This window comes from Jiangella alba (assembly GCF_900106035.1).
Taxonomy (GTDB): domain Bacteria; phylum Actinomycetota; class Actinomycetes; order Jiangellales; family Jiangellaceae; genus Jiangella; species Jiangella alba.
Genome location: NZ_FNUC01000003.1, coordinates 1,446,216 through 1,470,188 on the forward strand (window position 1 = coordinate 1,446,216; position 23,973 = coordinate 1,470,188).

The following is a 23,973-nucleotide window of genomic DNA, read 5'->3' on the forward strand; positions in this document are numbered from 1 at the left end:
GGAGTCCCAGCCATGGCGACGAGCGCGACCGCCGTTCCGGTCAACCCTCCGTCCCTGCCGGAACCGCGCGGCTACTCGCACGGGACGCTGAGCGGGAACACGCTGTACCTCGGCGGTCAGACGGCCCTCGACGCCGCGATGCGCATCGTCCCCGGCGGCATCGTCGAGCAGTTCCGCCAGGCGTTCGCCAACCTGCTCGCGACCCTCGCCCACGCCGGCGGCGAGCCCGGTGACCTCGTCAACGTCACGATCTATCTCACCGACATCCCGGACTACCAGGCGCACGGCAAGGAGATCGGCGCGGTGTGGCGCGAGCTGGCCGGCCCGGTCTACCCGGCGATGGCGGGCATCGGCACCACGGCGCTCTGGCAGCCGGAGGCGATGATCGAGATCGCCGGCGTCGCGGTGATCCCGGCGGAGCGCCTCGTCGTCCCGGCCGGCTGACTACTGACGGCCGAAGCCGCGCAGTTTGTCCGGGTTGACCACGAAGAGCACCCGCTCGACGCCGCGGGTGGTGACGTCGAGGGCGAGCACGGCCTGCGCGGCGCCGGCGGGGTTCGTGACCAGCAGGGCGCTGCCGCCGTTCGCGTCGACGACGGTGAAGGTGGCCTCGCTCCAGTACTTGCGCAGGATGTTGTCGATGAACAACAGCACCCGCTCGACGCCCTCGAGGTCGACGCGCGAGGCGCGCACCTTGCCGCCGCCGTCGGAACGGGCGGTGACGTCCTCGGTGAACAGCCGCTCCAGGCCCTCGAGGTCGCCGTCGCGGGCGGCCGCGACGAACGTCTCGACCAGGCGGCGGCGCATGTCGGGCGGGGCCGGCTCGGCCCGGCCGGACTCCAGCGCGAGCCGGGCCCGCCGGGCCAGCTGGCGGGCGTGCGGTTCGGAGACCTCCAGGATCTCGCCGATGCGTCGGTACGGGTAGTCGAACGCCTCGTGCAGGACGTACACGGCCCGCTCGGCCGGGCTGAGCCGCTCGAGCAGCAGCAGGACGGCGAGGTCGAGCGCCTCGGCCCGCTCGGCGCCCAGCGCGGGATCGTCGCTGGTGTCGACCGGTTCCGGCAGCCACTCGCCCGGGTAGGTCTCGCGCCGGGCGCGGGCCGACGTCGCCGCCGTCAGCGCCAGGCGGGTCGCCGTGGTGGTGAGGAAGGCGGCCGGGTTCTGCACCTCGTCGCGGTTGGTGCGCTGCCAGCGGATCCACGCGTCCTGGACGATGTCTTCGGCCTCCGCCACGCTGCCCAGCATGCGGTAGGCGATGCCGAACAGCTGCGGCCGCACGTCGAGGAACTCGGCGACGCCGTCCGTGGTCACGGGGACCACGGTATACGGCGCTACCGGCTCGGCTGCGCAGCCTGCCACTCGGCCAGCGTGGTCGGGCCGCGGCGGGCGTCGCCGGCCGGGACCAGGGTGTCCTCGCCGAGGGCGGCGCCGAAGTAGCGCGCGCCCGGATCGGCGCGGACCTCGCGCGGGTCGTCCCGGTCGGCGAGCACCGTGCGGACCAGATCGTCCAGCCGGAACCGCTCCGGCCCGGCGACCTCGACGACGCCGTTGCGCGGCGGGCCGGCGGCGACCTCGGCGACGGCCGCCGACACGTCCTGCGCGGCCATCGGCTGGATGTGCACCGGCGCCAGGCTGACGACGCCGTCGTGGGTGGCGTCGTCGGTGATGCCGTTGAGGAACTCGAAGAACTGGGTGGCGTGGACGATCGAGTAGGGCACCGGCGACTCGGTGATGAGCTGCTCCTGGGCGATCTTGGCCCGGAAGTAGCCGCTCTCGGCCAGCCGGTCGGTGCCGACGACGGACAGCGCGACGTGGTGCCCGACGCCGGCCTTCTGCTCGGCGGCGAGCTGGTTCGCTGTGGACGTCCGGAAGAACTCCAGCGCCGGTCCGGCCTCGAACGACGGCGAGTTCGACACGTCGACGACGACCTCCGCCCCGTCGAGCGCTTCGGCCAGTCCTGCACCGGTCAGCGTGTTCACTCCGGTGTTCGGCGCGGCGGCCACGGCGTCGTGGCCCCGGCCGGTGAGGAGCTCGACGACCTTCGAGCCGACGAGGCCGGTGCCGCCGATGACGACGATCTTCATGTGCAGCCCTTTCACGGACGGTGGCGGCCTGGCGGCCGCCCGACACCAGGACGACCGCATGGCCCGCCGGTTCGTGACACCGCCCGGGCGTGTGGCGGATGTGGGCGTCGACCCGCGCCGCTGTCCGTCAGGCGCTCCTACTGTGGCAGCCGGTCGCCCTGCTGCTCGACGGCGTCCTGGGGCGCCGTCAGCCGCCACGCCTCGAACGTCAGCTCCACCAGTTCGTCGTGCTCGATGCCGTCGAGGTGGACCACCACCCAGCCGAACGCGCCGGCGGTGAACTGGATCTCGAACACCTGTGGCCGCTCCGCCACCAGCGCCAGCTGCTCGGCGATGGTCTGCTTCAGCCCGACGGTCGACGTGGCCGGCCAGAGGTACCCGAAGGTCCGCCCCGCCACCCGGAACGTCGTCCACCGGTCGGAGTCGGTGCCGTTGGCGCCGGGCAGGCGGCTGACGATGGCGAGGAAGTCGGCGATGGGCACGGCCATGCCCCCATCGAAGCAGGCGCGGGCCCGGCCCGGTGGTCCGGTCCGGGGCGACTGCACCCCGCGTCGTGGGGTATTCAGGGCCGCAGGGCGGAGAACCGGCCGTCCGGCGCACAGGGGCGCTGGGGCCGGTGCCGCGCAAGGGGGCACGCCATGAGGGAACTCGTCGCCGAGTTGGACCACGCACTCGCGACTCTGGGAGAGGACGACCGGCGCGCGGCGCTGCGCGCCCTGATGCCGTCGGTGGTCCGCTGGTACCAGGACTCGCTCGCCTGCGGCGACCCCTCCCGGCCGGTCCACCTCGACCTGCTGCTGTGGGTGGACGAGTTGTCGGCCGGGCTGATCGGCCCCCTCTGCGCCGCCGCCCAGGACGTCCGCCGCGCCGCGACGCCGGTGCGGGCGCCGCGGCGGATGCCGAGCCAGCGGCACCCGCGGGCGGCCACCGGCTGGTCCGGCGCCTGACGGCTGGCGCGCCGCGGGCGGCTGCCTGTCGGCGCACGGGCGGGCGACTCGCGGCGTCCGACGTACTGGCGGGCGGCGTGTGGGCTGCCTTGCGGCGCGCTGAGGGCGCCAGCGGGTGGCGTGTGGGCTGCCTGGTGTAGCACTTGGGGGCGCCAGCGGGCGGCGTGCGGCGCGTCGGCATTCGGGCTGCCGTGGTCGACGAGCGGCTCGAAGCGCTGGCTGGTCGGCGCGTGGCGGGCGTGTGAGATGCCGGCGAGCTGGCTGGCTGGTGTGGCCGGCGTGCGGGGGCTGGCGTCTGGTGGACGGTGGTGGCTGGCTGGCGGGCGTGCCGGGGCTGGTGGGCGGGCTGGCTGGTAGGCGGACGCGGTGGCTAGTGGGCATGCGGGGCTGGCTGGTGTGGCCGGCGTACCGGGGCTGGCTGGCGGGCTGGCCGGCATGGCAGGCGCGCGGGCGTGCGGGTGACTGGCTGGCGGGTCGCGGGCGGCGGCCGGTGGCGGCAGCCTCCAGGCAGCGGCCTCCGGGGCCGCCGCCCCGGGAGGTGGAGCGGCGGCCGGGCGCCCGGGGATCAGCGGGCGGCGCGGGTGGCGGCCTCGATGAGCGCCTGCCCGACCGCCTCGGCTTCGTCGGGCTGCAGCGTGATGGTGGCCGGCGCGGACCAGCGGGTGGTGGCGGTCAGCTCGACGTGCAGTGGGCCGTCGTCGGTTTGGACGACGTTGATGCCGACGAGCCAGGTGCGGTGCCACGCGATGAGCGACATGACGTACTGGCGGTGGGTGCGGTGTTCGCCGGCCTCGTTGCACCATTTGAGGACGCATTCCTGCGGTGGCGTGGTGGTGGTCATCGCGGCAGCTCGCTCTCGTGGGTGAAGAAGCGGCGGACGTGGTCGAGTTCGGCCTTGACGGTGCCGAGCTGGTCGACGGCCTGCTGGTAGCCGGCCAGGTGCTGCTCGGCGGTGCCGACGGCGTCGGCGGCGCGGTCGAGCAGCTGGTGGCCGGTCTCGGCGACGAGGATGCGACCGGCGCGCCAGTCGACCTTGCCGCGGTAGCCGAGCACGAGCCCGCCGAGGCGTTCGGCGAGGGTGTCGAGGCGCTGCATGATCTGCTCGTCGGACAGCCCGGGCAGGTACCGTTCGCGGGCGTCGGCGAGCACCGCCGGCGTCCACCCGGCGCGCTGGGCGGTGTCGGCGACCTCGCGCAGTTGGCGGGCGAGGTCGCGGGCCTCGGACGGGGTGAGGGAGACGTCGGCGCGCTGGCCGGAGTCTTCGGGCTCGAGGTGGATGTCGATGGTCGGGCCCTCGGAGTCGTGCCAGGCGACGATCTCGCCGACCTCGTCGCTGATGAAGGCGGACCGCACGATGACGTCGCGGCGGTCCGCGGCTGGTGTGGTGGCCACGGTTCCTCCCATGGAGTAGCTCGGAAGCTGACTGGGGGCCGGGGGAGCCGTCGTGGCCAAGGGGATGGGGACGGCGCCGCCCAGCAGCCGGACCCCCACTCGGGCAGGGGCCGGCATGAAGATGCGCGTTGGTCGCCGTGCCGTCCCACTCTGAGCGGCCGGTACGAGACAGTCCGGCCTGGATGCCGCGCCTCGTGCTCGATAGCCCTACCAGCCCTCGGGGGAGGGGTGGGGTGCTATGGGAATGATCTTAGGTGGTGGTGGGAGGGGGTTGTCAAACGGGCGTTCGACTCATGTGGACAACGGGTCCAACTCGTCGGCGAGCGTCGTGAGGGTGGCGGCCAGTTCGCGCGCCTGGGCGGCCGTGAACCGCGGCGGCCGGCCGGGACGGGTGCGGGCCAGCGCCACCACGACGCCCGCCCCGCCGACGCCCGCCCCGCCGACGCCCGCGCCGCTGCCGCCTGCGGCGCCGACGCCCGCCCCGTCGACGCCGTCGACACCCGCGCCGACGCCGTCGACACCCGCGCCGACGCCGTCGACAGCCGCGCCGACGCCCTCGGCGGGCCCGGACCGGGCGGCGCCCTCGAGCCAGGCGGCGCCCCCGCCGGGAAGCTCGTGCAGGCCGCCGAGGCACACGCCGCTGGGGTCGTGCTCGACGCACCAGTGGTGGCCGTCGGCGGGGTGTCGGGTGCTGATGGGACGAGCCTCCTCGTGCGTGCCGTGCCCCCTTGGGGGAGAGCGTCACACCGGGATCGCGGCGACGTCAACCGGAGAACGGGTCCGCTTCGACGGAGCCCCCGCGGTGATCGATAGGGTCGGGCACGTGGTCCGTCTCGCCGCTGTCGTCGCCGCCCTCGAGCGGCTGTATCCGCCGGAGCTCGCCGAGTCGTGGGACGCGGTCGGGCTGGTGTGCGGCGACCCCGACGCGCAGGTGCGGCGCGTCCTGTTCGCCGTCGACCCCGTCGCCGCCGTCGTCGACGAGGCGCTGCAGTGGCGGGCCGACCTCGTCGTCACGCACCATCCGCTGTTCCTGCGCCCGGTGCACGGCGTGCCGGCCACGACGCCGAAGGGGCGCCTGGTGCACCGGCTCATCGCCGGCGGCGTCGCGCTGCACACCGCGCACACCAACGCCGACCGAGCCGCGCCGGGCGTGAACGACGCCCTCGCGGCGGCGCTCGGCCTGCACGACACCCGCCCGCTGGTTCCCGCCGACGACGGCGACCCTGCGCGCGGCCTGGGCCGCGTCGGCAGGCTGCCGCGGCCGGAGCCGCTGTCGGCGTTCGTCCGCCGGGTCGCCGCGGCGCTCCCGGTGACGACGGCCGGCGTGCGCGCCACGGGCGACCCCGACGCCGTCGTCGCGAGGGTCGCGGTGTGCGGCGGCGCGGGCGACTCCCTGCTCGGCACCGTCCGCGCCGCGGGGGTCGACGCGTACGTGACGGCGGACCTGCGCCACCACCCGTCCTCGGAGGCGGGCGAGGCCGGCGGCCCGGCGCTCGTCGACGTCGCGCACTGGGCCAGCGAGTGGCCGTGGCTGCCCGACGCCGCGGCACTGCTGACGGCGGAGTTGTCGGGCGCAGGCGCTACGGTGGAGACTCGCGTCTCGACCACTCCGACCGATCCCTGGACACTGCATCGAATCGCCAGGGATTCCGGCGCCGACGAAGGAGCTCACGCTGAACGCTGACCCCACCGTCCAGTTGCGGCTGCTCGACGTCCAGGCGGTCGACCAACGGCTCGACCAGCTGGCCCATCGCCGCCGGACGCTGCCCGAGGCCGCCGAGCTCGAGACCCTCGCCGCCGAGCACAGCCGGCTGCGCGACGCCGAGGTCGTCGCCGGCACCGCCGTCGCCGACCTCGAACGCGAGCAGAAGCGCGCCGACGCCGAGGTCGAGCAGGTCCGCTCGCGCAAGGACCGCGACCAGAAGCGGCTCGACGCCGGCCAGGTGTCGTCGGCGAAGGAGCTCGAGAGCCTGCAGAGCGAGATCGTGTCGCTCAACCGCCGCCAGGGCGTGCTCGAGGACGCCGAGATCGAGATCATGGAGCGGCTCGAGGAGGCGCAGAACGAGGCCGCCGCGCTGGCCGCCGAGCGTGAGAGCGTCGGCAAGAAGGCGCAGGAGGTCCAGGCCGCCCGCGACGCCGCGTGGGCGCAGCTCGACCACGACTCCGCGGCCGGGCGCGACGAACGTCAGACGCTCGCCGCCGGCATCACCGACGACCTCCTGGCGCTGTACGAGAAGATCCGCGCCGACCGTGGCGGCATCGGCGCGGCTGCGTTGCGCCAGCGTCGCTGCGAGGGCTGCATGATCCAGCTCGACGCCGCCGAGCTGGGGCGCATCCGCGGGCTCGCCCCCGACGTCGTGGTCCGGCACGAGGAGTGCCGGCGCATCCTGGTCCGCACGCCCGAGTCGGGGCTGTGACGCGGCAGCTCGTCGTCGAGGCCGACGGCGGGTCGCGGGGCAACCCGGGGCCCGCCGCCTACGGTGCCGTCGTCCGCGACGCCGCCACCGGCGAGGTGCTGGCGGAGGTGGCCGAGACCATCGGCATCGCCACGAACAACGTCGCCGAGTACCGCGGGCTGCTGGCCGGGCTGCGCGCCGCCCACGACATCGACCCCGGCGCCGTCGTGGCCGCCCGGCTCGACTCCAAGCTCGTCGTCGAGCAGCTGTCCGGCCGCTGGCAGATCAAGAACGCCGAGCTGGGCTCGCTGGCCGCCGAGGCCGGCGGGGTTTTCCCGCCCGGACGGGTCACCTACACCTGGGTGCCGCGGGCCGAGAACGCCCACGCCGACCGCCTGGTGAATCTCGCCCTCGACGGCAAGCCGGTGCCGGGCCCCGCGCCCGTCGTCAAGCTGACCGCGTGGAGCCCCGACCTCGGGCCGCCCACCACCCTGTACGTCGTGCGGCACGGCCAGACGTCGCTGACGGCGGCGCGCCGGTTCAGCGGCGGCGGCGTGCCCGGCCCCAGCCTCGACGACACCGGCCGCGAGCAGGCGGCCCGCGCGGCCGAGCTGCTCAGCGGCAGCGGCGCCGTCGCCGTCGTCGCCTCGCCCATGGTGCGCACCCGCGAGACCGCGGCCGTCATCGGCCGGCGGCTCGGTGTCGCGCCGGTGGTCGACGACGAGTGGCGCGAGGCCGACTTCGGCGAGTGGGAGGGCCTGACGCTGGCCGAGATCGGTGACCGGCACCCGGACGCGCTGTCGAACTGGTTCGGCGCCACGACGGCGTCCCCGCCGGGCGGCGAGTCCCTCGACGACGTCGCGCTGCGGGTCGGCGCCGCCCGCGACGCTCTGCTGGCCGCCTACCCGGGCCAGCCGGTCGTCGTCGTCACGCACTCCATCCCCATGCGCACCCTCACCCGGCTGGCGCTGGGCGCGCCGCCCGAGTCGCTGTTCCGGCTGCTGCCGTCGCCCGGCTCGGTCACCGAGCTGCAGTACTACGCCGACGGCAGCACCGCCGTGCCGTCGTTCGGTCACCGTCCCTGATCAGCGCGGCTCGACCGGCAGCGACACCCGCGGCCTGGTCTCGCTGCCGGCGGCGACGATCTCCTCGATCTGCCGCAGCGGGAGCCGGCCGGCCGAGGCGAGGTCGGCCGCGGACGTCCCGGCCTGGGCCAGCAGTTCCATCGCCGCGCCGAGCAGGTAGGGCGACTCGGGCGGGCCGAGCGGGCCGGGCTCCGGGTACCCGACGGCGGCGAGGTGCTGGTTCGCCCGGCGGTAGGCGTGCTCGCCCCACAGCCCGAGCCGGTGGGCGCGGTAGACGAGCGCCGCGAGGCTGAGACCCCAGGTCGTCTTGGCCTGTGCCAGCACGTCCCAGTCGACCTTGCGGGGGAGGTCCGGCTCCAGCTGCTCGGACGGCGCGAGGAACTCGGAGGCGAAGGTGTCGGCCTGCCGCTCGACGATCTTCGATCCGGGGTCGACGTCCTGGTGCATGACGAGGTGGGCGAGCTCGTGGGCGGCGTCGAAGCGGCTGCGGGCGCGGTCGTCCTTGGCGGGCGAGAGCAGGACGAGCGGCCGGTGGCCGGCCTCGGTGGAGAACGCGTCGACCCGGTGGTCGACCTCGCGCGGCAGCCGGAGGACGACGATGCCGTGTGCTTCGAGCAGGCGGACCATGTGCGGGATCGGGCCCGGGCCGACGCCCAGTCCGGCCCGGGTCTCGGCGGCCAGCCGGGCGAGCTGCCCGGGCTCGGGCTCGGCGTCGAGCGGCTCGGCGAGCGGCGGGACCGCCGGGAGGTCGACGTACTGCTCGACGAGGTCGATGACGACGAGGGAGATCTCGGCGAAGGCGAGGGCCTGTTCACGGGAGATCGCCGGGGTGGCGCGCAGCGACCGGAAGTGGGCCGCGCTGGCGGGGACGGGCTCGACCGAGCGGCCCTGCCGGAAGAAGTCGACCGGCATGCCCAGCGCGAGGGCGAGCTCGGCCACGACCGCGTTGGTGGGACGCGCCGTCCCGCGCTCGAACTGGGTGATGGCGGCCGCGCTCACGCTGGTGCGGTCCGCGAGCGCGCTGCGCAGCAGGCGTCGCAGCCGCCGGGCGAGCGCGAGCCGCCGGCCGTCGAAGTCCACGACCGTGCCGCTGGCCCGGCGCCGGCGTGCGCGCAGCGTGGGCTCGGAGGTCACGCCGTCCGGCCTGCCTGGATGCCGGGCTTGAGGGTGATGGCCGGCACCGGGGCGGGCCGGTCGCCGAAGGCCGGGCGGTCGCCGGTCGTGCGCCGGTCGCCGTTGACGGCGGGCTCGGCCCCGGCCGCTTCGTCCCACCACAGCGGCGTCACCGCGAGCCAGCGGCTGGCCGTCGTCGTCGGCAGGCCCAGCCAGCCCGCGGTCAGCCCCGACGGGAGGTCGGCGCCCCAGGCGAGGAACACGTCGCGGCAGCCCAGGACGGCCGTCGCGGCGTCGGGCTGGTCGACCTCGAACAGCGGCGCCATGAACGGGTCGCGGGCCGCGGGGCCGTACGCCGCACGGTTCCGCGCGGCCGCGGCCTGGCGCATCTCGCCGTCGCGCCAGTCGAAGTCGGCGACGAAGTCGGGGTGGCGGCCCGCGGTCGACCGCGCCTTGACCAGCCGGAGCTCCAGGCCGCCCACGTGCAGGACGGTCGTCCCGTACTCGCGCCCGGCGTGCGCCCCAGTGGCCCGCCACCGGGCGTCGTCGCGCACGTACGCGTAGACCCGGTTCGCGAGGTTCCTGGTGGACGTCACGCCGAGGGTGAAGGAGTCGTCGAACAGCTCGTCGGGCTCGTACCGCGCCCGGTTCGCCCGCCAGACGTCGGTGATCGCCTCGCGCACGAGGTCGACCAGGCCGTTGCGGCGCAGCTCGGCGCCGATCGACTCGAGACGGTGCGTGGCATGCGGGTCCCAGGTGGCCATCCGCCGAGTCAAGCAGGGCCGGGCGTGTGCCCGTCGCAGGCGCGCCGATGCAGTGGGATCGCGGCCCGGCTGCGCGGAAATCAAGTGGGATCGAGGTCTAGGACGTCGGCACGTCGGTCACCACGACGTCGACGGTGGCCGGGCGGCCGGGGCTGGGCGGCGGGGTCAGCTCCGCCGTCCAGCCCAGCCGCGTCAGGACCTTCACCAGCCGGGCCGGGGTGGCGATGGTGGCGCCGTCCTGCAGCAGGCGGCGCACGATGCGGCCCTTCGTGGCCTTGTTGTGGTGGCTGACGACGGTGCGGCGGCCGTCGTGCTCGTGCAGCACCCTGACGACGACGGTGCGGGCGGCCAGCTCGGCGGGCGGGCGCCAGAACCCGGCGTACGTGCTGGAGCGCAGGTCGACGATCAGCTCGTCGCCGGCCGCGGCGGGCAGGCTCTTGCCCAGCGGGCGGCGCCAGAACGCGGCCAGCGGGCCGACGCCGGGGAGGCTCACGCCGCCGCCCAGCCGGTACGCCGGAATCACGTCAGACGGCCGCAGCAGTCCCCACAGGCCGCTCGTGATCAGCACCGACGCGTCGGCCCGGCGGGCCGTGCCGGCGCGCAGCGTGCGCAGCCCGAGCGCGTCGTACAGGACGCCGGAGTACACCTCGCGGGCCGGCGCGGCCGGCGCCTGCGGCAGGACGGCGTTGCGCTCGATGTCAGCGGCCTGCGTCGGGCCGAGCCCGAGCGCCGTCGCCGCGGCCTCCGGCGCCGTGCGGCAGAGCCGGACCAGCGCGGCCAGCAGGTCGACGCGGTCGCCGGTCAGCTCCGGGAACGACAACGCGTCGAGATCGACGGCGGCGGCGCCGTCTCGCGGCGCGGTCTTGCCCTCCGACGGCGGCAGCAGGATCAGCACTCCGGCAGCGTAACCGCCGAGTTCCGTCAGACGACGGACGACCGTGACGCAACGTCCGTCATCTGCTCGGTGAGCTTTGGATCCAACCTGGCTAGCGTCCTCGCGGGGGATCGACGAGCGAGGGGTGACAGACGATGGTGAAACGGAAGATCGCGGCCGCGGTGGGAGCGGCCGGGCTGTTGGGCGCGTTGCTGACCGGCGCGGTGCCGTCGGCCGCGGCGTCGGACGAGGTCGGCTCGGCGACGGTGGTGCCGTTGCAGGTGACGGGCGACCCGGAGGACCGCCTGAACCTCATCATCCTGGGCGACGGCTACACCGCCGAGGAGATGCAGCAGTTCCGCGACGACGTCGACAAGCACCTGAACGTGCAGTGGAGCATCGAGCCGTTCCGCAGCTACCGCGACTACTTCAACGTGTACATGATCGAGATCGTGTCGGGGGAGTCCGGCATCAGCTGCGACCCCGACGACGGCAACGTCCGCCGTGACACGCCGCTGAAGCTGCAGTACGCCGGCACCTGCCCGGCCGGCGCGAACGCCCGCGGCGTCACGTTCGGCACCGGCGGCCAGCAGGCGCTGGAGCAGTACGTGTCGATGATCCCGGGTGTCACGGCGCAGAACCGGCAGACGCTCACCATCGCCAACACCAGCACGTATGGCGGCATCGGCGGCCGCAACGCCACCACGACCGGGTCGGCGCCGCAGGGCCCGCTGGTCAGCCCGCACGAGCTGGGTCACTCGCTGGGCAACCTGCAGGACGAGTACCCGTACAGCACCCGCAACGTGCCCGGCGCGCCCTACACCGGCGGCGAGCCGTCGTCGATCCACCACACGATCCTCACCGAGCAGCAGATGCAGGACCAGCAGGTCAAGTGGTACCGCTGGCTGGGCGAGGAGTCGCTGTCCGGCGGCGTCATCGGCCGGTACGAGAGCGGCCAGACCCGCGCGTCGGGCATCTGGCGGCCCAGCGAGCACTCGATCATGCGCTGGATCGGCTACCACTTCGACCAGATCGGCCGCGAGCGGATGATCGAGAAGATCTCCGGCCGCCGCGACGTCGCCCAGCTGGCGCTGGAGTCGACCCCGACCGACGAGCCGGTGTTCCCCGAGGACGTCATCTGGGTCGAGACGATGCACCCGCTGTACCACGAGCTGACCGTCACCTGGTCGGTCAACGGCGCCGTCGTCGAGGGCACCGGCAACAGCCGCAACTTCGACCTCGAGGCGCACGGCGTGGGCGTCGGCGACACCGTCTCCGTCACCGTCTCCGACGACACCGCGGACGTCCGCGACCCGGCCGTCGCGGACGGCGGCTCGCTCACCCAGACCCGCGAGTGGACGATCGTCGAAGAGCCGCCCGCCCCGGCCGACGTCGAGTTCACCTCCTCGACCGCCACCACCCGCCCCGTCGGCGGCCAGGACGTCGTCTACGTCGAGACCACCCACCCGCGCGACCGCGTCCTCGACGTCACGTGGCGGCTGAACGGCAGCGTGCTGCCGAACCCGGACAACCTGCGCAACCTCGACCTCGGGGCGCTGGGGCTGGCGTCCGGCACGTACGAGCTGACGGCGACGGTGTCCGACCCGGCCGTGCCGTCCGCCGCGACCCAGACCCTCACCTGGACCGTCGACAACGTCGCCCCCTCGGTGACGTTCGAGCTGTCCGACCCGGTCTCCGTCGTGCCCGGCACCCGGGTCCGCCCGCCGCACTACGTGTTCCGCGAATGGTTCGAGATGGGCCTCGCCGCCACCGACGACCAGGACGGCTACGTCGTCATCGAGTTCCAGCTCGACGGCGACGGCTGGTTCAACTACCACGGCTGGCCGGACGCGCCCGAGGGCACGCCGTACCGGTTCACCCCGGCCGGCACCGTCATCAAGGAGATCGCGTACGGCAACCTCGGCAGCGGCGGCGTCACCAAGGCGCCGTTCGAGCAGTCCTACCCGGACTTCGAGCCCGGCTACGGCCGCCACGAGATCCAGTACCGGGCCATCGACGCCGCCGGCAACATCAGCGCGCCGAAGACCTTCACCGTGACGGTCACCGACACGAACGGCGCGGTCGCACTGCCGCCGGGCGCGATCGTCCCCGACTGAGGTCCGGCCGAAGACCCGGGCGGGCGCCCCTGACGTGCGGGGCGCCCGCCCGTTTCACCGCTCCGCGCCGGTAGTGTCCGGCGTTCCTCGTAGCGTCGGCGCCATGCCGGACTTCGACGCGGTCTCGCGCGATCACGTGCTCCAGGCGCTCGCGGAGTACGACGAGCGCGGCGCCGACGATTTCCTCGCCGCTTACGGATTCGGCCGGGCTCGCGACTACGTGCTCTGGCACGACGGCAGGGCATACGACTCGAAGGCGGTCCTCGGGGTGGCGCAGAAGTATGCCACGGGCGTCGCCGCGCGGTCGGCGGAGTTCTCCGGCGGCCGGAGCGGCGCGGCGAAGGTGCTGCGGGCGCTCGGGTTCGAGGTCAGCGAGCCTGGCGACGATGCGCCCGTGGTCGGCGGCGCGTGGCGCGAGGCATCCGAGGTCGGCGCCGAGGTGGCTCGCGACGCGTGGGCGGCGGTGGCTCGCGACGTCCTGCTCGATGCCGCCCGGCGGTATCACGGTGTCGTCACCTACAAGGAACTCGCGGCCGAGGTGCAGTCGGGCACCGGCATCCGGACCCGGCAGCTCCTGCAGCACTGGATCGGCGACGTGCTCGGCCGGGTGGCCGATGAGTGCTCCCACCGCGATGAGCCGCTGCTGTCCTCGCTGTGCGTCAACGCCCAGGGCAGTGTCGGTACGGGATACGCGACGGCGGTGGGACGGGCCTACGGCCTGACACCGGACGATCCCGACGACCACGCGGCGCGCGAGCGGCTCGCCTGCCACCGGCGTTTCGGGGCTCCCGACCTGCCCGCCGACGGCGGCGTCCCGGCCCTGACCCCGCGGCTGGCCGCCACCCGCGCGCGGACGAGGCGAGCCGAACCCGTCCACCGCGAGGTCGCCACCTGCCCGACCTGCCACATGCAGCTCCCGGTCACCGGAATCTGCGACACCTGCGGCTGATCCCGGCCGTCCATCGTGCGAACCCGGCTGACAGCGGCGGCCGGAGGTTCTTACGGTGGCGGCATGGCGACGTACACGCACGGCCACCACGAGAGCGTCCTGCGCTCGCACACCTGGCGCACGGTCGCGAACTCCGCGGCGTACCTCCGCGACCACCTGCGACCCGGGCTGGACGTGCTGGACGTGGGGTGCGGGCCGGGGACGATCACGGTGGAGCTGGCGGGGCTGGTGGCGCCCGGCCGGGTGGTCGGGGCGGACGCGTCGGACGAGGTCATCGCGCGGGCGGCGGCCCAGGAGGGCGCCGCCGCGGTCGAGTTCCGCACCGCCGACGCCGCCGCGCTGTCGTTCGACGACGCGAGCTTCGACGTCGTCCACGCACACCAGTTGTTGCAGCACGTGGCCGACCCCGTCGCCGTCCTGCGCCAGCTGGCCCGCACGACGCGGCCCGGCGGCGTCGTGGCGGCGCGCGACTCCGACTACGCCGGCATGTTCTGGTACCCGCGGCTGCCCGGCCTGTCCGAGTGGCTGGAGCTGTACCGCACGCTGGCGCTCGGCAACGGCGGCGAGCCCGACGCCGGCCGGCGGCTGCTCGCGTGGGCGCACGAGGCCGGGCTGGCCGACGTCACGGCGACGGCGAGCGTCTGGTGCTTCAGCACGCCGGAGGACCGCGCGTGGTGGGGCGGCCTGTGGGCCGACCGCGTCACGTCGTCGGCGTTCGCGGACCAGGCCGTCGCGCGCGGCCTGGCGACGACGTCGGACCTCGGGCGGCTGGCCGCCGCGTGGCGCGAGTGGGCCGGTCACGACGACGGCTGGTTCGTCGTTCCGCACGGCGAAATCCTGGCCCGGGTCATCGGGTTCGAGTTCGTGCCATCGGCCTCGCACCACTAGGCTTTCCCGGTGCTCACGATGCAGGACGCGCTGCTGGCGCTGACGAAGTACTGGACCGACCGTGGCTGCCTCATGGTGCAGCCGTTCAACACCGAGGTCGGTGCCGGAACGATGAATCCCGCCACCATCCTCCGGGTGCTGGGTCCGGAGCCCTGGCACGTCGCGTACGCCGAGCCCAGTGTCCGGCCCGACGACGCCCGGTACGGCGAGAACCCGAACCGCCTGCAGACGCACACCCAGTTCCAGGTCATCCTCAAGCCCGATCCGGGTGACCCGCAGGAGATCTACCTCGCCAGCCTCGAGGCGCTGGGCATCGACATCCACGCTCATGACATCCGCTTCGTCGAGGACAACTGGGCCTCGCCCGCCCTCGGCGCGTGGGGGCTGGGCTGGGAGGTGTGGCTCGACGGCCTCGAGATCACCCAGTTCACCTATTTCCAGCAGGCCGGCGGGCAGACCCTCGATCCCGTCAGCGTCGAGATCACCTACGGCATCGAGCGCATCATCATGGCGCTGCAGGGCGTCAGCCACTTCAAGGACATCGAGTACGCGCCCGGCATCTCCTACGGCGAGGCGTTCGGCCAGGCCGAGTACGAGATGTCGCGCTACTACCTCGACGACGCCGACATCGAGGCCAACCGCGCGCTGTTCGACACCTATGCGGCCGAGGCCGAGCGGATGATCGCCGAGCGGCTGCCGGTCCCGGCGCACGTCTACGTGCTCAAGTGCTCGCACACCTTCAACGTGCTCGACGCGCGCGGCGCCATCAGCACGACGGAGCGGGCGAAGGCGTTCGCGCGCATGCGCGGCCTGGCCCGCGAGGTGTCGTCGCTGTGGACGGCCCGCCGCGAGGAGCTCGGCCACCCGCTGGGCCTGGTGTCCCGGCCGGGTCGCGACGACGACGACGCCGAGCCGCTGCTGCCCGACCTCCCGCAGGCCGACCTCGCCGGTCCGGCGCCGCTGCTGTTCGAGATCGGCACCGAGGAGATGCCGCCGCACGAGGTCACCAACACCGTCGACGCCGTCCGCTCGGCCGTCGCCGCCAAGCTGGCCGCCACCCGCCTCGGGCACGGCTCGATCGACGTCGTCGGAACGCCGCGGCGCATCGTCGTCCAGGTCGCCGCCGTCGAGCCGCGCGAGCCCGACGCCGACCGCACCGTCCGCGGCCCCCGCGTCCAGGCCGCCTACGACGCCGACGGCAACCCGACGAAGGCGCTGCTCGGCTTCGCCCGCGGCCAGAACGTCGACGTCGACGACCTCGAGACCGCCGACTTCGGCGGCAACCAGCATGTCGTCGTCCGCGTCGTCGACACCGGCCGCGGCGCCGTCGAGGTGCTGTCGTCGCTGCTCGCCGACGTCGTGTCGGAGCTGCGGTCGGAGAAGAACATGCGGTGGAGCGACCCCGCGCTGTCCTTCGCCCGGCCCATCCGCTGGCTCACCGCGCTGCTCGGCGACGCCGTCGTCCCGGTGCGGGTGTCGGCGCTGGTCAGTGGCCGTTCCACCCGGGTGCACCGCACCGCGGCCGAGCCCGTCGTCGCGGTGCCGTCGGCCGCCGGGTACCTCGAGTTCCTGGCCGGGCACGGCATCGTCGCCGACCCCGCGGTCCGTCGTGCCGCCGTCGTCGACGCCGCGTCCGCGCTGGCCGCGACCGTCGGCGGCGTCGTCGACACCGAGGCCGAGGCCGGGCTGATCGACGAGATCACGAACCTGGTCGAAGAGCCCAACGCGCTGCTCGGCGGGTTCGACACCCGGTATCTCGAGCTGCCCGAGCAGATCCTCACCACCGTCATGCGCAAGCACCAGCGCTACCTGCCGGTCCGGTCGGCCGACGGCGCGCTGCTGCCGCACTTCGTCGCGGTCGCCAACGGTGCGTGCGACGCCGACGCGGTGCGGGCGGGCAACGAGGCGGTGCTGCGGGCCCGGTACGAGGACGCCGCGTTCTTCTGGCGGGCCGACCTCGAGGTGCCGCTCGACCAGTTCAAGGCCGGCCTCACCAAGCTGACGTTCGAGGAGAAGCTCGGCTCGATGGCCGAGCGGGCCGCCCGCATCGAGACCATCGCCGCCGACCTCGCCAAGGGCGTCGAGCTGTCCTCAGGCGACGCCGAGGCGCTCGAGCGGGCCGCCGCGCTGGCCAAGTTCGACCTGTCGTCGCAGATGGTGGTCGAGCTGTCCAGCCTGGCCGGCGTCATGGCGCGCGAGTACGCCGTCCGCGCGGGCGAGACCCCGGCCGTCGGGCAGGCGCTGTTCGAGATGGAGCTGCCGCGGTCGACGGCCGACGCGCTGCCGTCGTCGACGCCGGGCGCCGTCCTCGCGCTGGCCGACCGGTTCGACCTGCTCATGGCGATGTTCGCGCTCGGCGCCAAGCCGACCGGCAGCTCCGACCCGTTCGGCCTGCGCCGCGCCGCGCTCGGTGTCGTGCGCATCCTGCGTGAGACGCCGGCGCTGTCGGGCGTGACGGTCGACGGCGGCCTGGCGGTCGCGGCCGACCGGCTGCGCACCCAGGGCATCGAGGTGTCCGACTCCGCGGTCGCGGCGGCGCACGAGTTCGTGGTCGCCCGGTTCGCCCAGCAGCTGCGCGACGAAGAGGTCCCGGCCGACTTCGTCACCGCCGTCCTGCCCGGTGCCGACGCCCCCGGCCAGGCGGTCGCGACGCTGTCGGCGCTGCGCTCGCGCGGGGACGACGCGTCGTTCCGCGCCCTGGTGGCGGCGTTGCAGCGGATCAACCGCATCGTCCCGGCCGGCACCGAGGCGTCCTACGACCCCGCCGTCCTGACCGAGCCGGCCGAACAACGCCTCGTCGAGGCCGTCTCGGCTCTGGGCGACCGGTCCGGCCGCCCGGTCGCCGAGTTCGCCGACGCCGCCGGCGCGCTGGTCGACCCGGTCAACGCGTTCTTCGACGACATCCTCGTCATGGCCGACGACCCCGCCGTCCGCTCCTCCCGGCTGGGTCTGCTGGCGACCGTCAGCGCCCACAGCCCCCGCACCGTCGACTGGGCCGCGCTCGACACCGCCCTCGGCTGACGTCCGCGTTCGGCGCCGGGCTCGGCTGAGGCTTCGCGCGCGGCGCCGGGTTCGGGTGAGATGCGCGTGGGGCGCTGGGCTCGGCGCTGGCGCCGGCGCCGGCGTTTGGCGTGAGCGTTCGGCGTCGGCGGACGTTGTCGGTGCCCGCCCGTAGGGTGGGCACCCTCCCTAGAGGGGCGGGTCATACCTACCACGCGGCGCACGGGCACCGGTGGCAGTCAGCCGGCGCACTCCGGGGGCCCGCTCGTCACCCGCGACGCACCAGCTTCGCTGGTTGCACGCGGCGCACAGGCACCGGTGGCTGTCAGCCGGCGCACACCCGGCCTGCTCGCCATTCGCGGCGCACCGCGTCGCGCCGTCCGTGCTCTCGCGCGGCACGCCGGCACCGCGTAGGTTCAAGCGGGCCGCCCGAGGGCGGCGCGCTGAGCACGGTGATCGCGGACCAGCCAGTCGGTGGTGAGCCGCGGGTCGTCGTCGCCGCGACCGGCGGCGAGGTCGGTCAGGTAGCGGCGGTCGGCGGCCAGGCGTCGGCGCAGCTCCGCGTTGTCGCCGACGTGGCCGTGGCCGGGCACGACGAAGCGAACGTCGGGGACCAGCGCGTCGAACCCGTCGAGCGCGTAGTGGTAGTCGCCGAGCGGGTCGGCGGCGTCGAGGTCCAGCAGCGGCACCTCCAGGTCCGAGCACATGTCCCCGGCCACCAGCACGCCGTCGGCGAGCAGCGCGGCGTGTCCCGGCGCGTGCGCCCCGTGTGCGACGACGCCGACCCGCGGCCCCTCCCACGGGACGATGCCCGGCCCGCCGGACAGGAGCGGCGTGAGCTGGGCGAACAGCTCGCCGTCCGTCCCGGGCGCGTCCACCTTGGCGAGCGCCAGGTCGCGGCCCCGCCCGTCCGCCGCGGCCACGACGCAGGCGGCGGTGGCGAAGCGGGGGACGCCGGCGCCGAGCGACCGGCTCCACAGCACGTGATCCCAATGCGGGTGCGTCGCGAACCCGGCGGCGACGTGCAGCCGGCGGGCGGCCAGGTCAGCGGCGAGCTGGTCCAGCTCCGCCGGCGTGACCCCCGGGTCGACGACGAGGCAGTCGCCGTCGCCGCCGGTGACGACCGTGGTCGTGCTGGTGCAGAACTCGTGCGTGGCGACGAGGACGTTCCGGGTCACCGCGACGAGGCCGGTCATGCGCCCGACGGTAGCGGGTCGCCGCGGCGAGCCCGACACCGCGCCGACGGCACCCAGCCGTGCGGCGGATGGGCGCCCGCGAGGACCCGCCCACAGGTCCCGAATAAGGCCAGCCTATCCTTGCCCTCATGTCGCTTCGTGTCGCGGGCCGCCGGCTCGCCGTCGTCCTGACCGTCCCGCTCCTGCTCCTCGCCGCCTGCGGCGGGGACGACAACGACGACGGCGCCAACGGCAACGGCGCCAGCGGCAACGGCGACAGCGCCGCCACCGACGAGCCGGACGACGCCGACGACGGCGCCGACGCCGGAAGCGGGGAGTTCCCCGCCTCCGTCGATCACCGCTACGGCACGACCGAGCTGACCGAGGCGCCGGAGCGCGTGGTCACGCTCGGCTTCAGCGACCAGGACGCCGTGCTGGCCTTCGGCGTCGCGCCGATCGCCGTCACCGACTGGTACGGCGACCACCCGCACGCCACCTGGCCGTGGGCGCAGGACGAGCTGGGCGATGCCGAGCCGGTCGTGCTCAACGAGGGCGCCTTCACCGGCATGCAGGACTTCGACTACGAGACCCTCGCCGAGCTGGAGCCGGACCTCATCATCGGCCTCTACACCGGCATGACGCAGGAGGAGTACGACACGCTCTCGGTCATCGCGCCGACCGTCGCGTCGTCGCCGGACTACCCCGAGTACGGCATGCCGTGGCAGGAGACGACCCGCATGGTCGGCCGGATCCTCGGCCAGGGCGACCGCGCGGAGGAGCTGATCGCCGAGGTCGACCGGCAGTTCGCCGACGCCGCCGCGGCGAACCCCGCGTTCGCGGGCGTCGAGATGGCCGTCGCCGAGCTGTTCGAGCCCGGCTCGTCGTTCGTTCGCAGCGCCACCGACCCGCGCACCGTCTTCATGACGCAGCTCGGCTTCGTGTTGCCGGACGACCTCGCGGCGCTGGCCGGCGACCTCGACGGCGCGCCCGTCAGCGACGAGCTGATGACCCAGCTCGACCGCGACCTGCTGGTCTGGAACATCGGCCACGAGCCGGGGCTGCGCGAGCAGGTCGAGGCCAAGCCGCTGTACGACCAGCTGCAGGTCGTGCAGGACGACGGCGTGCTGTTCATCGAGGACCCGCTGGTGTCCGGCGCGCTGACGTGGTCGACGGTGCTCAGCCTGCCGTACGCGCTGGAGCAGCTGGTGCCGCAACTGGCCGAGACGGTGGGCGGCGCGGCCTAGCCGCAGGCCGCACCGCCCACTGCGGATCAGGGCGTCAGCCTGATCGGCAGCGTCGTCGCCCCGGTCTGGCTCACCTCCACATCCGTCCGGGTGTACGTGGTGAAGCCGCTCTTGCTGACGGTCACCGAATAGGCACCCGGCGTCACGCCCGGGATGAGGAAGTAGCCGTCGGCGTTGGTCGTCGTGCTCGCCCCGCCGCCGAGCTGGACCGTGGCGCCGCTGATCGCCGCGCCCGCAGCCGTCGTGACGCGGCCGGTCACCGCCGGCAGCGTCACCGCCGCGGCGTTGGTGTCGATGGTCAGGACCGTGTAGCTGTGCGCCGGGAAGGAGTACGCGAACGCACTCCCGGCGCCGGTCGTGGTGGTCGTGGCCTGCACCGTCGTCGGGTTCAGCCAGGTGTTCTGGTCGAGATACCCGGCCGAGTTGACGGTGCGCGCGGTGGCGGTCGCGCCGATCGCCCCGGCGTTGGCGATGGTGACGTTGGTGGCGATCGCCTGCGACGGGTGCCGGTTCAGCACGGACACGTAGAGCTTCCGTCCGTCGGCCGACCGGGTCGTCGTGACGTCCAGGTACGGCACGTTCGCCCGCGCCGGCAGGTTGCCCACGGCCGGCGCGTTGTAGCTGGCCGAGCTCACCTGCGAGCGCACCAGCAGCGGGCCGTGGTGGTTGCCGACCAGCCGCTGCACCTCGTAGGCCGGGGTGACGAAGGCGCCCCGCGCGCCGACCCGGAACGAGCCGCCGTCCCAGAAGTTCACCAGCGTGGACGCCGCGTTCACCTCGTTGAGGTCGGGACGGCGCATCAGCAGGTTGAGGATCCCGGCCTCCGCGAGTCCGCCTTCGAGGGTCCGGGTGCGCCGGTGCTCCTCGTTGAAGTACATGGCCGCGTGCTCCATCACCGCCAGCTTGATGTCGCGCTGGGTGTTGGCCAGGATCGTGTTGCCGCTGGCCGCCAGCCGGTCCCCGATGGTCGCCGCGGCGCCGACGCTGGCCGCGTACACGTCCGCGCTGTTGTAGTTCTGCGGCAGCGGCTGCGGGCTGTAGTAGTGCACGGCCAGGTGGTCCAGCCTCGACCCGGACGACTGGATCACGGTGGTGTTCCAGCTCTGGTCGGTGCTGTTGCCGTCACCGCCCTCGCCGATCACCTCGATGCCGGCGTCCTTGGCCACCATCGCGTCGCGGAACTGGTTGAGGCTGGCCGCGTAGGTGGCGGCGTTCGTGCTGCCCGGCGTCCACCAGCCCCAGACCTCGTTGCCGATCTCCCACAGATCGACGTCCCAGGGCGCCGCCCGGCCGTTCGCGGCCCGCTGGGCGCCCTGCGGGGTGGCGGTCGAGCCGTTCGCGTACTCGACCCAGTCGGCCGCCGCCGCGGGGGTGCCCTGGCCCCAGTTGACGTTGAGCACGACCTCGAGTCCCAGCGCCTCGGCCAGGCCGAGGATCTCGTCGGTGCCGACGTCGTTCGTCATCCACTGGGCGTCCCACTGCGCGAAGTACATGGGTGCGCGCTGGTCGCGTGCGCCGACACCGTCGGACCAGGTGTACGAGTCGGCGATGATGCCGCCCGGCCAGCGGATCATCACCGGTTTCAGCGCGTCGACCTTCTCGACGAACTCGGGCCGCCAGCCGCCGTGCACCACCTCGGACGGATCCAGCGGCATCAGGCTGGGCATGTCGACGGTCAGCGTCCCGGTGCCGCCGGTGCCGATGAACAGCTTCGCCTGGGCGTCGGTGGTGGACGGCGTCAGGGTCACCGTGTACTTGGCCCAGCTTCCGGTGACGCCGGAGATCGTCGCCGCGGCGTACGGCGTGTACGCGGGCCCGTCGCCCGAGTCCGGGCCGAGGTAGACGGTGACGGGTGCGCTGAGGCCGCTCTGTTTCAGCCAGACGCTCAACTCGTACGCCTTGCCGGCCGAGACCTGGACGTCGCCCTGCGCGATGCCCTTGCGTCCCGACGTGTGCTGGGTGACCTCCACCTGCTGGGCGTACTGCCCGTTGTACGCGCCGGCCACGTGGCGGTACGCGGCGCGGTCGGTGTGGCCGTCCTCGGACCAGGCCGGATCGCGCCACCACGTGATGTAGTCCCACTTGGTGGTCGAGCCGCCGAAGCCGTAGGCGAAGACCTGGTACTCCTGCTGCCCGATGACGCTGACGCCTTCGAGCCGGTGCACGAGGCGGTCGTTGTAGTAGAAGGAGAAGTCGCGCCCGCCCGGCTTCCACCGGCTGACCTCGACCCGCAGCAGCGCCGGCGTCGTGGCGGCGGGCCCGGTCCAGGTCGGCACGCCGTCGCCGAACACCTTGAGGACGCCGGCCTCGATCCCGAACTCGACGAACTTCGTGAAGTCGCCGCGGCCCGACCCGGCGTAGACGTCGAGCAGCGCGTTGGTGCCGGTGACGGAGTCGAGCTTGGCCTCGATCGTGTAGTCGTAGAGGTCGCTCTCCTCCAGCCGCTGCGACAGCACGCCGTACCGGCTGTTGGCGGCGCCGTTGACGGTGAGTTGGCTGTTGCCCTGGCTGGCGCTGCCCCAGCCGCCGGCCAGCGAGACCGGCGTCCACTCCACGCTCAGGCCCGGCCCGCCTTCGAAGTGCGGTGCGTACTGGTCCCACATGTGCACGGTGTCGACGCCGACGCGGTCCCACTGGGTGGTGGACGTGCCGAACCCGTAGAGGCCGACGCGGAAGTCGCCGACCGGCACGTCGCGGCGGTTCCACAGCTCGTGCACCTTCGTGCCGTTGACGTAGAACCGGAAGCTGCGACCGTTCGCGTAGTAGGGGCTGACCTGCACCGACAGCGTGGCCGGCAGGCTGACGGCGCCGCCGGTCCAGGTGTAGCCGCCGGGCGCGAAGACGCGGGCCACGCCGCCCTCCACACCGAACTCCACGAACCGGGTGAAGTCCCCGGCCCCGGAGCCACCGTAAATGTTGATCAACCCATTGACGCCAGTGACAGCATTGAGCCGAGCATTGATCGTGGTCCAGTCGACGGCGCTGTTGCGGATCGGCTCCGACAGCAGCGCGTAGCGCGAGTTCGCGGTGCCGGTGAGCTGGACCCGTCCCGACCCGACGGTGACGGTGCCCGGCGAGCTCCCGGCCAGCAGGGTCGGCGTCCACCGCGGGGACAGCGCCGTCCCGCCGAACCCGTCGAAGGTGTCGTCGTGGGTGACGGTCAGGTGGTCGACGCCGATGCTGCCGGAGTAGCCGTAGAGGAACGCGCGGAACCGCTCCGGCAGCAGTGTGTAGCCGGAGATCGTGTGCACCTGGGTGCCGTTGTAGAAGAACCTCAGGTCGCGCGACGACCCGGCGGCGGGGGAGACCTCCACCCGCAGCGTCGCCGGCACGGTGGCGGCCGGGCCGGTCCACGGGGCCAGGCCGTCGGCGAACACCTTGAGCTGGCCGCCCTCGATCGCGAACTCGACGAACTTCGTGAAGTCGCCCGCGCCGCTGCCGCCGTACATGCTGAGGATGGCGTTGGTGCCGGTCAGCGACGTGATGCGGGTCTCGACGACGGTGCTGGCGTAGCGGGTCTCGCCGAGGTCGCCGGACATCACGCCCCAGCGGCCGGGCGTCGCCGAGGTGAGCGTCAGGGTGCCGCCGGACACCGTCGCCGTGCCGGCGGGCGCGCCGTCCAGGCTCAGCGGCGTCCAGCGGGACCGGTCGAGCTGGCTGCCGGAGAACGCGTCGTACAGGGGGCTGCGCCCGGCGTCGACGGTCTCGGTCTCGAACGACCGGGACCGTAATCGCTGCGCCCAGGCGCCGTTCATCTGGTCGTAGGCCCACTCGGCCATCTGGCCGACGACGCTGGGCTGGATGACGCCCTGGTACGCGGTGGCGTCGACGGCGATGGTCGCGTCGGCCGCGTGGGCGGGTTCGGGGTCGGTGACCGTCAGCGCGGTCGCGAGCGAGGCGGCCAGGGCGAGCTGGGCGATGGCCGCTCTGGATCTTCTCATGCGG

The 23,973-nt window shown here is 73.9% G+C and carries 21 protein-coding genes; 10 read left to right on the plus strand and 11 right to left on the minus strand.

Annotated features, from left to right (window positions below; all coding sequences use genetic code 11):
• Positions 1 to 12 precede the first annotated feature (12 nt).
• Complete coding sequence (locus BLV02_RS09145) at positions 13 to 444, plus strand: RidA family protein (RefSeq protein WP_069110813.1); 432 nt, start codon at positions 13 to 15, stop codon at positions 442 to 444.
• On the opposite strand, the gene sigJ is transcribed toward BLV02_RS09145, so the two are convergent.
• From sigJ to BLV02_RS09160, 3 genes are all read right to left on the minus strand, one after another.
• Positions 445 to 1,311 carry an RNA polymerase sigma factor SigJ gene (gene sigJ / locus BLV02_RS09150; RefSeq protein WP_216094141.1) on the minus strand — a complete coding sequence of 289 codons (867 nt, stop codon included), beginning with the start codon at positions 1,309 to 1,311 and terminating at the stop codon, positions 445 to 447. It lies immediately after the preceding gene.
• 20 nt (positions 1,312 to 1,331) lie between these two features.
• Complete coding sequence (locus BLV02_RS09155) at positions 1,332 to 2,084, minus strand: SDR family oxidoreductase (RefSeq protein ID WP_069110811.1); 753 nt, start codon at positions 2,082 to 2,084, stop codon at positions 1,332 to 1,334.
• A gap of 137 nt (positions 2,085 to 2,221) precedes the next feature.
• Positions 2,222 to 2,572: an MmcQ/YjbR family DNA-binding protein gene (locus BLV02_RS09160; protein ID WP_069110810.1), complete on the minus strand. Its 351-nt coding sequence runs from the start codon at positions 2,570 to 2,572 to the stop codon at positions 2,222 to 2,224.
• Between the two features lie 150 nt (positions 2,573 to 2,722).
• Between BLV02_RS09160 and BLV02_RS09165 the strand changes: the two genes are divergently transcribed.
• Positions 2,723 to 3,031, plus strand: a complete 309-nt coding sequence (locus BLV02_RS09165; protein WP_069110809.1) for a hypothetical protein — start codon at positions 2,723 to 2,725, stop codon at positions 3,029 to 3,031.
• A 565-nt stretch (positions 3,032 to 3,596) separates the two neighbouring features.
• Here BLV02_RS09165 and BLV02_RS09170 read toward each other — a convergent pair.
• The 3 genes from BLV02_RS09170 to BLV02_RS09180 all read right to left on the minus strand — a co-directional run bounded on the left by BLV02_RS09170 (position 3,597) and on the right by BLV02_RS09180 (position 5,059).
• The gene (locus BLV02_RS09170) at positions 3,597 to 3,872 is read right to left on the minus strand and encodes a hypothetical protein (RefSeq protein WP_069110808.1); all 276 of its coding nucleotides are present in this window, start codon (positions 3,870 to 3,872) and stop codon (positions 3,597 to 3,599) included.
• Positions 3,869 to 4,423, minus strand: a complete 555-nt coding sequence (locus tag BLV02_RS09175; RefSeq protein WP_069110807.1) for a hypothetical protein — start codon at positions 4,421 to 4,423, stop codon at positions 3,869 to 3,871. Before BLV02_RS09175 ends, BLV02_RS09170 begins: the two co-directional genes overlap by 4 nt.
• Before the next feature lie 291 nt (positions 4,424 to 4,714).
• Complete coding sequence (locus tag BLV02_RS09180; RefSeq protein WP_069110806.1) at positions 4,715 to 5,059, minus strand: hypothetical protein; 345 nt, start codon at positions 5,057 to 5,059, stop codon at positions 4,715 to 4,717.
• 187 nt (positions 5,060 to 5,246) lie between these two features.
• Here BLV02_RS09180 and BLV02_RS09185 point away from each other — a divergent pair, with 187 nt between their 5' ends.
• The 3 genes from BLV02_RS09185 to BLV02_RS09195 are packed head-to-tail and all read left to right on the plus strand — an operon-like array spanning position 5,247 to position 7,904.
• On the plus strand, positions 5,247 to 6,107 hold the full coding sequence (locus BLV02_RS09185) for a Nif3-like dinuclear metal center hexameric protein (RefSeq protein ID WP_069110805.1): 861 nt from the start codon (positions 5,247 to 5,249) through the stop codon (positions 6,105 to 6,107).
• 13 nt (positions 6,108 to 6,120) lie between these two features.
• Positions 6,121 to 6,840: a zinc ribbon domain-containing protein gene (locus tag BLV02_RS09190; protein ID WP_216094140.1), complete on the plus strand. Its 720-nt coding sequence runs from the start codon at positions 6,121 to 6,123 to the stop codon at positions 6,838 to 6,840.
• Positions 6,837 to 7,904, plus strand: a complete 1,068-nt coding sequence (locus BLV02_RS09195) for a histidine phosphatase family protein (protein WP_069110803.1) — start codon at positions 6,837 to 6,839, stop codon at positions 7,902 to 7,904. Before BLV02_RS09190 ends, BLV02_RS09195 begins: the two co-directional genes overlap by 4 nt.
• On the opposite strand, the gene BLV02_RS09200 is transcribed toward BLV02_RS09195, so the two are convergent.
• From BLV02_RS09200 to yaaA, 3 genes are all read right to left on the minus strand, one after another.
• The gene (locus tag BLV02_RS09200) at positions 7,905 to 9,038 is read right to left on the minus strand and encodes a helix-turn-helix domain-containing protein (protein WP_069110802.1); all 1,134 of its coding nucleotides are present in this window, start codon (positions 9,036 to 9,038) and stop codon (positions 7,905 to 7,907) included.
• Positions 9,035 to 9,781: a hypothetical protein gene (locus tag BLV02_RS09205; RefSeq protein WP_069110801.1), complete on the minus strand. Its 747-nt coding sequence runs from the start codon at positions 9,779 to 9,781 to the stop codon at positions 9,035 to 9,037. Before BLV02_RS09205 ends, BLV02_RS09200 begins: the two co-directional genes overlap by 4 nt.
• A 97-nt stretch (positions 9,782 to 9,878) precedes the next feature.
• Positions 9,879 to 10,676, minus strand: a complete 798-nt coding sequence (yaaA, locus tag BLV02_RS09210) for a peroxide stress protein YaaA (RefSeq protein WP_069110800.1) — start codon at positions 10,674 to 10,676, stop codon at positions 9,879 to 9,881.
• A gap of 134 nt (positions 10,677 to 10,810) precedes the next feature.
• On the opposite strand from yaaA, the gene BLV02_RS09215 reads away from it, so the two are divergent.
• The 4 genes from BLV02_RS09215 (at position 10,811) to BLV02_RS09230 (ending at position 17,630) form a co-directional block, all read left to right on the plus strand.
• Positions 10,811 to 12,772 carry a M64 family metallopeptidase gene (locus BLV02_RS09215; protein ID WP_069110799.1) on the plus strand — a complete coding sequence of 654 codons (1,962 nt, stop codon included), beginning with the start codon at positions 10,811 to 10,813 and terminating at the stop codon, positions 12,770 to 12,772.
• Between the two features lie 103 nt (positions 12,773 to 12,875).
• Positions 12,876 to 13,721 carry a ScoMcrA-related endonuclease gene (locus BLV02_RS37125; protein ID WP_216094139.1) on the plus strand — a complete coding sequence of 282 codons (846 nt, stop codon included), beginning with the start codon at positions 12,876 to 12,878 and terminating at the stop codon, positions 13,719 to 13,721.
• Positions 13,722 to 13,784: 63 nt separating this feature from the next.
• A complete protein-coding gene (locus BLV02_RS09225; protein ID WP_069110798.1) occupies positions 13,785 to 14,609 on the plus strand; it encodes a methyltransferase domain-containing protein in 825 nt (274 codons plus the stop codon).
• An 18-nt stretch (positions 14,610 to 14,627) separates the two neighbouring features.
• Entirely contained in the window at positions 14,628 to 17,630 is a 3,003-nt protein-coding gene (locus tag BLV02_RS09230; RefSeq protein ID WP_069111123.1) for a glycine--tRNA ligase, read from the plus strand.
• 395 nt (positions 17,631 to 18,025) lie between these two features.
• On the opposite strand, the gene BLV02_RS09235 is transcribed toward BLV02_RS09230, so the two are convergent.
• Positions 18,026 to 18,805 (minus strand): MBL fold metallo-hydrolase, encoded by a 780-nt coding sequence (locus tag BLV02_RS09235; protein WP_069110797.1) that lies wholly within the window; start codon positions 18,803 to 18,805, stop codon positions 18,026 to 18,028.
• A gap of 128 nt (positions 18,806 to 18,933) precedes the next feature.
• Here BLV02_RS09235 and BLV02_RS09240 point away from each other — a divergent pair, with 128 nt between their 5' ends.
• Positions 18,934 to 20,028 (plus strand): ABC transporter substrate-binding protein, encoded by a 1,095-nt coding sequence (locus tag BLV02_RS09240; RefSeq protein ID WP_069110796.1) that lies wholly within the window; start codon positions 18,934 to 18,936, stop codon positions 20,026 to 20,028.
• A gap of 26 nt (positions 20,029 to 20,054) precedes the next feature.
• Here BLV02_RS09240 and BLV02_RS09245 read toward each other — a convergent pair whose 3' ends face one another.
• Positions 20,055 to 23,969, minus strand: a complete 3,915-nt coding sequence (locus BLV02_RS09245) for a carboxypeptidase regulatory-like domain-containing protein (RefSeq protein ID WP_069110795.1) — start codon at positions 23,967 to 23,969, stop codon at positions 20,055 to 20,057.
• Positions 23,970 to 23,973: the final 4 nt, after the last annotated feature.